This window comes from Pseudomonas sp. WS 5059 (assembly GCF_012985525.1).
Taxonomy (GTDB): Bacteria; Pseudomonadota; Gammaproteobacteria; order Pseudomonadales; family Pseudomonadaceae; genus Aquipseudomonas.
Genome location: NZ_JAAQWO010000011.1, coordinates 77,000 through 86,234 on the forward strand (window position 1 = coordinate 77,000; position 9,235 = coordinate 86,234).

A 9,235-nucleotide genomic window follows, 5' to 3' on the forward strand; every position below is an offset into this window, starting at 1 on the left:
CTGTTGAGATTGATTTTTATTTGGCTAATTTCAGCAAGGGGAGCGTTATGCAGCATCTGATCAGGCACACCGCCTTGAGCCTGGCACTAGCCACGGCCAGTGCCGTGGGAATAAGCCTGCCGGCACAGGCGGCGCAGCAGCAGAAGACCGACAACCGGGCCTACGATATCGAAGCCGGTCAACTTGACCAGGTACTGACGCGCTTTGCCGAGCAATCCGGGTTGCGGTTGATGGTCGTCAGCGAGTGGGTGGCGGGTCAGCAGTCGCAAGGGTTGAAGGGGAACTACCCGGTGCAGGAGGGGCTTGACCGGTTGTTGCTGAACAGCGGCCTGGTCGCCCGGCTCAGTGATGATGTGATCTTGATTGAAAAGGCCCCGGTGCAGGGAGGGGCGGTGGAGTTGGGGGCTACCACGATTCAGGGGCAGGGGATGGGGGAGATGACGGAGAATTCGGGGTCGTACACTACCGGCCTGACCAGTATCGGCTCGAAGACTCCGACCAGCCTGCGACAGACGCCGCAGTCGGTGTCGGTGGTGACTGCGAAGGTTATTGAAGAAAAGCGCATGACCGACCTGGCCGAAGCGATGAAAACCACGCCAGGCATTACGGTCACCAACAATAACTTCCGGTTGTCAGACTTCTCCTCTCGAGGCTTCAACATCGAGAACATTCAAATCGACGGTGCCGCTCCCATGGCCCTGGGTACCACGTCGGGAAGTTTCTATTCCAACAAGAGCTACGACCTGGTGGAGTATGACCACGTTGAAGTCTTGCGGGGTGCGTCCGGGTTGTTCGGCGGTACAGGCGATCCAGGCGGCATGATCAACCTGGTACGCAAGCGCCCGTTGGATGCCTACCAGTTAAAGATCGATGTCTCGGCGGGGAGTTGGGACAACTACCGCACGCAGATGGATGTCACCGGACCTTTGGGGTTTGACGGCAAGCTGCGTGGGCGCATGGTGGCGGCCTATACGGATCGCCAATACATGGCTGATGATCGCGCCCTGGAAAAGCCGATTTTCTACGGGGTGTTGGAAGCGGATATCACGGATGACACACGACTGACCCTGGGTGGGCGTTCTGAGCGCATCCACGAGACGGGTTCAGGTACGGGCTTGCCGCGTTACCTTGATGGCCGGGATCTAGGACTTTCGCGAAGCGCCAGCCTGACACAGAACTGGGCGTACCTGGATGGTCGATCCCAGGAAATCTTTGGCAAGATCGATCATGAGTTCAACGAGAACTGGAAGGGGAACGTTTCCTATACCCAGACCCTGGATTCAGGGTTTTCCAAAAGCGCGTTCTCATTTGGCGCGGTTGATCCTGCGACCATGACAGGGCCCAATACCGGGGGCTCTAATAACAAATATCGTAGCGATCAAAAGCTGTTTGATGTGAATCTCGCCGGCAAATTCGAGGCAATGGGGTTGCAGCACGAACTCCTTGTGGGGATGGATCACCAGAAGATCACCAGTTCATGGGCGGGGACTGCCCAGGCCACTGGGTCGGGTGTGCCAATCGATGTCTTTAACCCAGCACCATGGCCACAGCCCGACACCGACAAAGATTTTTTCCACCGTTTTAGCCCTAACACCCAAGTGCAGTACGGCCTGTATTCCACCCTGCGTTTGCAATTGGCCGCGCCGTTGCACCTGATTGTCGGTGCTCGTGCGCAACGTTATAAATTCGATCAACTCTATCGTTCCCGCGACAAGGGGGTCTGGGGTACTGATTCAGATGTTTCTGTTCGCGAACCCACGAAGGTGGTGCCATACGGCGGCATCGTCTATGACCTCACGGATGAATGGTCGACATACGCCAGTTATTCCGAGATTTTCAAACCACAGCAAACCAAACTGATGGGGCCGTATCCAGGCAGCCCTATCGAGTCCATGACGGGCAAGACCTATGAAACGGGGGTCAAGGGAGAACTGTGGGGCGGGGCTGTCAATACGTCGTTTGCGCTTTACTACACCAGCCGTAAAAACGAGGCAGTACTTGATCCTCGCTACGAAGCGTCCAGTGTGCTGCACGGCGGTAACTGCTGCTACCTACCTCAAGGCGAGGTAACCAGCAAGGGTGTTGATATGGAGTTCACCGGCGAAGTATTGCCGGACTGGAACGTACTGGCCGGTTACACCTATAACCACAACCGCAATCGCACTCAAGCCAAAGTGTTCAGCAGTGTGACACCCAAGCATCAGGTCAAACTCTGGTCTACCTACCGTCTGCCAGGCGTATTCAATGACCTGAAGGTGGGCGGCGGCGTGAATCTACAGAGTGCTACGGATGTCAGCGGGACAACCTGGTTTACCCCTCAAAAGCGGTATTACGATTTTAAATACAGCCAGTCCGGATACGCCGTCTGGGACGCCATGGCCGAGTATCAGTTGGATGAGAACTGGAGCGTGCTTTACAACATCAATAACCTGTTCGACAAGCATTACTACAGCAAACTGGGGACACCGTCCTCGGGCAACTGGTATGGCGATGAACGCAACCACATGGTGACCTTGCGCGGTACTTTCTGGTAAGTCACAGATAAAAATGAACCCGCGTGATTGCGGGTTTTTTAATGAGCGCATGCCAGCCTTGGCCGCCTGTGATGGTTCGTCATGAGCGCAGTTTCTGGCGAAAAATAAATACATATCGCCACTGTCGGTGTTCAGAAGGCTGACGTCTTTCCTGTTGAGATTGATTTTTATTTGGCTGATTTCAGCAGGGGGAGCGTTATGCAGCATCTGATCAGGCACACCGCCTTGAGCCTGGCACTAGCCACGGCCAGTGCCGTGGGAATAAGCCTGCCGGCACAGGCGGCGCAGCAGCAGAAGACCGACAACCGGGCCTACGATATCGAAGCCGGTCAACTTGACCAGGTACTGACGCGCTTTGCCGAGCAATCCGGGTTGCGGTTGATGGTCGTCAGCGAGTGGGTGGCGGGTCAGCAGTCGCAAGGGTTGAAGGGGAACTACCCGGTGCAGCAGGGGCTTGACCGGTTGTTGCTGAACAGCGGCTTGGTCGCCCGGCTCAGTGATGATGTGATCTTGATTGAAAAGGCCCCGGTGCAGGGAGGGGCGGTGGAGTTGGGGGCTACCACGATTCAGGGGCAGGGGATGGGGGAGATGACGGAGAATTCGGGGTCGTACACCACCGGACTTGTCAGCGCCGGTTCAAAAACGCCTACCAGTCTGAGGGACACACCGCAGTCGGTGTCTGTCATCACCCAGCAGGTCCTGCAAGACCGGCGTATTGTTGATCTGTCCGATGCCATGCGGCGCACGCCGGGCATCACCGTCAAAAACGCCAACTACCGCCTGCCGCAGTTCATTTCTCGTGGTTTCCGTATCGATAACATCCAGATTGATGGCGCCTCGCCGATGGATATCGGCTCTGGTATCGGTACCTTCTACGCCAACAAAACCTATGACATGGCTGAGTTCGACCATATCGAAGTGTTGAAGGGAGCATCCGGCCTGTTCGGTGGGACTGGTGATCCGGGTGGCATCATCAACGCCGTGCGTAAACGTCCGCTGGACTACTTCCAGCTCAAGTTCAATACATCGGCAGGTTCCTGGGACAACTACCGTACTGAAGTCGACGTGACGGGGCCAATGGCCTTTGACGGTAAATTGCGTGGGCGTGTGGTGGTCGCCAACACCGATCGCCAGTACTTCATGGATAACCGTAGCACCGAGAAACCTTTCATTTACGGCGTGTTGGAGGCTGATGTAACAGACACGGCGCGGGTTACCGTCGGGGGGCGCTACGAGAAAATTCATGAAAATGGCACCGGCGACGGTTTGCCGCGCTTCAGCACCGGGCAGGACTTGAAGCTCAGTCGCCGCACTTGGTACTCGCCGAACTGGGCCTATGGCGATAACAGCTCCCAGGAAATCTTTGCCAAGTACGACCAGGAATTGGCTGACGACTGGAAGTTGAACGTTTCCTTGACCAATACCTTCGATAAATCCGAGACCAAAGGTGCATTCCTGTGGGGCTCTCCTGATCCGGTAACGCTTGAAGGCGCTACCTGGGGAGGGAGTTACATTAAAAGCTGGAGTGAGCAGACGCTGTTCGATGCCAACGTTTCCGGAAAATTTACGGCGTTCAATCGTGAGCATGAACTGCTGATTGGTGCTGATGCGCAGAAGGTGACCAGCCGCTGGCGCTCAACGAAAGCTATGCAGGGCTTCTATCCTATTGATGTCTACAATCCAGACCTCACACCTCTGCCTTCTGACAGCATTGGCAACAAGCTTGAGCGTGATTACAGCCCCAATACCCGTAAGCAGTATGGTCTGTACTCGACCTTGCGTTTACAACTGACAGATCCACTCAAGTTGATCATCGGGGCCAGGGTGCAGCGCTATAAGTTCGAACAGACCTACATGGCCGTAAAGGCTGATACAGGTGCATGGGGCATTGAGTCCCAGAGCAATCATCGTGAACCGACTAAGTTGGTTCCCTTCGGTGGTTTGGTTTACGCCCTCGATGATGAATGGTCGGCGTACGCCAGCTATTCGGAAATCTTCAAGCCCCAGGCCCAGCAACTGCAAGGTCCAAGTACTTCTGGAAAAGTCCTGGAACCCATGGTTGGCAAGACCTACGAAACCGGCATTAAGGGGGAACTCTACGGCTCAACGTTGAACGTTTCGGCTGCGCTGTTCTATACCAAGCGGGAGAAAGAGGCGATTCAAGATCCTCGGTTCGTGGCTGAGTCAGTTCTGTATGGCGGTAGTTGCTGTTATCTGGCCCAGGGCGAAATCGTCAGCAAGGGTCTTGAGCTTGAAGCCAGTGGTGAGGTGTTGCCTGGGTGGATGGTGATGGGCGGCTACACCTTGAATCTCACAGACAATGGTACCAAGGACACTTTCCTCACTACGGTTACACCCAAGCATTTGGCGAAGTTGTGGACCGTTTACACACTGCCTGATCGTCTTTCTGACTGGAAAGTAGGTGGTGGTGTCAACATTCAGAGTGCCAGCTACGCCAGCGGAACATCTTATAGGGTTAGAAAGAACCAAACAGGTGACGGGTATGATGCGTACGATGAAAAGCCTTTTGATATGGCCCAGGGCGGCTACGCCGTATGGGACGCCATGGTCGAATACAAAGTCGATGAAAACTGGACCGTTGCCCTCAACGGCAACAACCTGTTTGACCGCAAGTACTTCGAGACTCTGAAGACTTCCGAGTATGGCAATTACTACGGTGAACCGCGCAACTACATGCTGACTGTGCGGGGTACGTTCTAGGCTGTCCCTATCGTCGTAGAAAATCACCTCACCTGAGGTGATTTTTTTTACGTGCGCTAAGCTCGCCAATGATTTAGAGGTGAGCGCTCCACTGCGTGGCTGACAAGAAGCGGTGTGGACCTAAGGCAAAGGTTTTGCGACTGTTACAAAGTGATTGAGAATCCTTCTAAATTATTTTTATCCCAAACGTTCATTAATGGCTCGACACCGATTCAAGCCAAAACCGTCCCTCTGCAACAGGGAGTGGAGTCCGGACGGTTTAACTAAATTCAGGTCATTCCGCCTCAAGAGTGGGAGGCCTTCGACATTAATGACATATCTGGGGCTTAACCAAACAATGAAACGCGAGAGTAAAAGGTTCAGGCAAAAACTCTTCAATGCTCCCCTCTCTTCCTGCCGCAGTTGCGTGTCGGTAGCGCTCCTTGGGTTGGCTCTCAGTGTCTGCGGCGTGGCTTTCGCCCAGCCCATACAGGTGAATGTGCCAGCCCAGTCGCTGGACAAGGCCCTGACCGAGCTGGGTAAGCAGACCGGCCTGCAAGTGCTTTTCGGGCCGGATATGGTTGCGGGCAAGAAGTCCACCGCCGTCAAAGGCACCCTGGAGCCCGAGGCAGCTCTTGAAACATTGCTCAAAGGCGCGGGCCTGACTTTCCGGATTGAAAACAATACCGTCATCCTCGGCCCCGAAAATAGTACGAGTTCAACTCTTGAGCTGGGCGCCACTACCATCCAGGGCCAGGGCATGGGAGAGATGACGGAGAACTCCGGCTCCTACACCACCGGCTTGACCAGTATCGGCTCGAAAACCCCGACCAGTCTGCGGCAGACGCCACAGTCGGTGTCGGTGGTGACGTCACAGGCGATTCAGGACACGAGAGCAGTGGACCTGAACGACGCGTTGAAGCTAGCACCCGGGATCACCTTGCAAAAAACCAGCGTGCGTACATCAGACTTTTTCTCTCGCGGCTTCATGATCCAGAACATCCAGATCGACGGCGCCGCGCCTATGGCTTTGGGTAACTCCTCAGGGAGTTTTTACTCCAACAAAAACTACGACCTGGTGGAGTTTGACCACGTTGAGGTTCTGCGTGGTGCTTCCGGTTTGTTCGGCGGTACGGGCGACCCAGGTGGCATGATTAACCTTGTGCGTAAGCGTCCGTTGGATGCCTACCAGTTGAAGATCGACACCTCGGCGGGCTCTTGGGATCGTTACCGTACCCAGCTTGATGTCACGGGGCCGCTGGGGTTTGACGGCAAGTTACGCGGGCGTTTGGTCACGGCCTACAGCAAAAACGGTTCTTTCCAGGATCATGTGAGCGACGAAAAACCCACGGTTTACGGAGTCTTGGAAGCTGACATCCTGCCCAGCACACGGCTGACCTTCGGTGGCCGCTCCGAGCGTATTCATGTGAATGGCTCCGGTGTAGGCTTGCCTCGCTACAGCAACGGCAAAGACCTGGGTCTATCCCGGCGTACCAGCCTCACGCAGGGTTGGGCCTACCAGGATGGACGCTCGCAGGAATTGTTTGCCAAGATTGACCACGAACTCAACGATGACTGGAAGATAAACGCGACTTACACCAAGACCCTTGAGTCTGGACTCTCAAAAAGTGCTTTTGCTCTTAACGGCGTAAACCCGGTCACTGGCAAAGGTACTTACTGGCAGGGGAATACTACTGCCTATCGCAGCGAACAGGGGTCGGCAGATATTAACTTGTCGGGCAAGTTCGATGCGTTTGGTTTACGCCATGAGTTTTTGCTCGGCATGGACCATCAGAAGATCAACAGTCGCTGGCGCGGCACCCAGCGAAGTTTAGGCGCGCTTGGTGAAGTGGACGTGTTTGATCCAGATACTACTCCCTGGCCTCAACCGCCGACGCGTAAAGACTACTTCCGGGACTACAACCCCAACTCCCAAGTCCAATATGGTCTGTATTCGACCCTACGGCTGCAACTGGCCGAGCCGCTGCATTTGATTGTGGGAGCGCGTGCCCAACGCTTCAAGTTCGACCAACTCTATACGGCGGATTGGGCCGAGGTGGGGAATTGGGAGGTTGAATCAGACGTGTCGACGCGGGAATCGACCAAGGTCACACCTTATGGTGGTCTGGTCTACGACCTGACAGATGAGTGGTCGACCTACGTCAGTTACTCTGAGCAGTATCGCCCTCAGCAGCAAAAAATGCAGGGGCCGAAACCGGGCTCGGCCATCGAGGCGATGGAGGGTCGCACCTATGAAACCGGGCTCAAGGGCGAACTGTTTGGCGGAGCAGTAAATACCTCCTTCGCGATTTACTACACCGAACGGGAAAATGAGGCTGTAGAAGATCCCCGTTATCCACTGAGCCAGGTGCAGTTTGGTGGCAACTGCTGCTATTTGCCGCAAGGTAAAGTCATCAGCAAAGGTTTCGACATGGAGATATCGGGTGAAGTGATGCCCGACTGGATGTTGATTGCTGGTTATACCTATAACAACAACCAGAACCGTACCAAAAACTCCACATTCAGCACCATTACCCCCAAGCACATGGTCAAGCTCTGGAGCACCTACCGTCTGCCGGGAGTGTTCAACGATGTGAAACTGGGGGGTGGGGTTAATTTGCAGAGTGCGACTTTCGTCAGTGGCACTGCGGGAGTGATAGGCAGCGACGGTAAACCCGTTCAGGACGGAAACGGTAACAACCTGTCGATTCCTTTCGACTACAAACAATCGGGTTACGCTGTGTGGAATGCCATGGCTGAATATCGTCTGGATGAAAACTGGACGGTGGCCTACAACCTCAATAACGTGTTCGATAAAACCTATTATTCGACCGTCGGAACTTCGACCACAGGTAACTGGTACGGCGATCCCCGTAATCACATGCTGACCCTGCGCGGTACCTTCTGGTAAGCGCAGTTTGAAGAGAAAAAGGGACATCGTGAGATGTCCCTTTCTTTGTCTGACGGAAAAGACCGCATATTCAGGCGGTATGCACTTCCAACCAACCCTCGACTGCCACATAAATCCCGCCAATGTCCGCACTGATCCCCGACATCCGCAGGAAGTCATGGGTCAACCCACCCTGAGTCAACAAAGTAACGTCAGTTCCGGTATCGCGAAGCAGCTGGGCATATTCAAGTCCTTCGTCATACAACGGATCGTACTCGGCCAGGCTGACGTAGGCCGGTGCAAGAGGACCGAGGTCTTTTGCCAACAACGGTGATGTGCGCCAGTCACCGCGTTGCTCAGCGTCGGGAGTGTAATGTCGATAGAACCACTGCAAGGTATCGCTTTCCAGCAGGTAGCCTTCGGCATACAGCTGGTGGGAAGGGCGCGTACGCTGAGTGTCGGCCACCGGGTAAAACAGCAACTGGGTCTTGGGCTTTAGCGCAAGGTGTTCGGGTGTCTGCACGGCGCTGATGGCCAGTACCGTGGCCAGGGTGGCGCCGGCACTGTCGCCGGCGACACTGACATTGTCCGGGTCCAGATTCAGGGAGTGCGCCTCGCGAGCCAGCCAGTTGGCGCAATCCAGGGCATCGTTGACGGCCGCGGGGAACGGATGCTCCGGAGCCAGCCGATAAGCCGGGGCCAGGACGGCATGGCGTCCGCTTGATGCTAGGCGGCGGCAAATCGAGTCATGGGAGTCAAGGCTGCCGACCACGTAGCCGCCGCCGTGGAAATACAGAATGCTCGGTTGTGAAGGTTGGGCATGATGTGCCGAGCGATATAGCCGGGCTTCTATCTTTGCGCCGTCGCGTGTCGGAATGTGCAAGGTTGTAATCGTCAGGCTGGCGGGCGGCGAAGGGTCGAGGATCTGCGAGCTCAACTCGAACTCCTGCCGTGCCTGACTCACACTCAAGGCATGCATGGGCTGACTCTTGCCACTCAGGCGACCCATTTCAGCCAACTCCAGAAAACCTTCGAGATCGGGGTCCAGGGGCATTACGTGTTCCTTATTGATTCAATACAGTGCCGCCCCTGTGCAGGGGCGGCGTTGGGT

General features: G+C 55.3%; 4 protein-coding genes. 3 read left to right on the forward strand and 1 reads right to left on the reverse strand.

The window, feature by feature from the left end; all coding sequences use genetic code 11:
* The first annotated feature begins 47 nt into the window (after nt 1-47).
* The 3 genes from HBO12_RS26435 to HBO12_RS26445 all read left to right on the forward strand — a co-directional run bounded on the left by HBO12_RS26435 (nt 48) and on the right by HBO12_RS26445 (nt 8,145).
* A complete protein-coding gene (locus tag HBO12_RS26435) occupies nt 48-2,534 on the forward strand; it encodes a TonB-dependent siderophore receptor (protein ID WP_170043751.1) in 2,487 nt (828 codons plus the stop codon).
* A gap of 198 nt (nt 2,535-2,732) precedes the next feature.
* Nucleotides 2,733-5,255, forward strand: a complete 2,523-nt coding sequence (locus HBO12_RS26440; protein ID WP_170043712.1) for a TonB-dependent siderophore receptor — start codon at nt 2,733-2,735, stop codon at nt 5,253-5,255.
* Nucleotides 5,256-5,592: 337 nt separating this feature from the next.
* Nucleotides 5,593-8,145 (forward strand): TonB-dependent siderophore receptor, encoded by a 2,553-nt coding sequence (locus HBO12_RS26445; protein ID WP_170043713.1) that lies wholly within the window; start codon nt 5,593-5,595, stop codon nt 8,143-8,145.
* A 70-nt stretch (nt 8,146-8,215) separates the two neighbouring features.
* Here HBO12_RS26445 and HBO12_RS26450 read toward each other — a convergent pair whose 3' ends face one another.
* A complete protein-coding gene (locus HBO12_RS26450; protein ID WP_170043714.1) occupies nt 8,216-9,178 on the reverse strand; it encodes an alpha/beta hydrolase in 963 nt (320 codons plus the stop codon).
* Between the last annotated feature and the right edge of the window lie 57 nt (nt 9,179-9,235).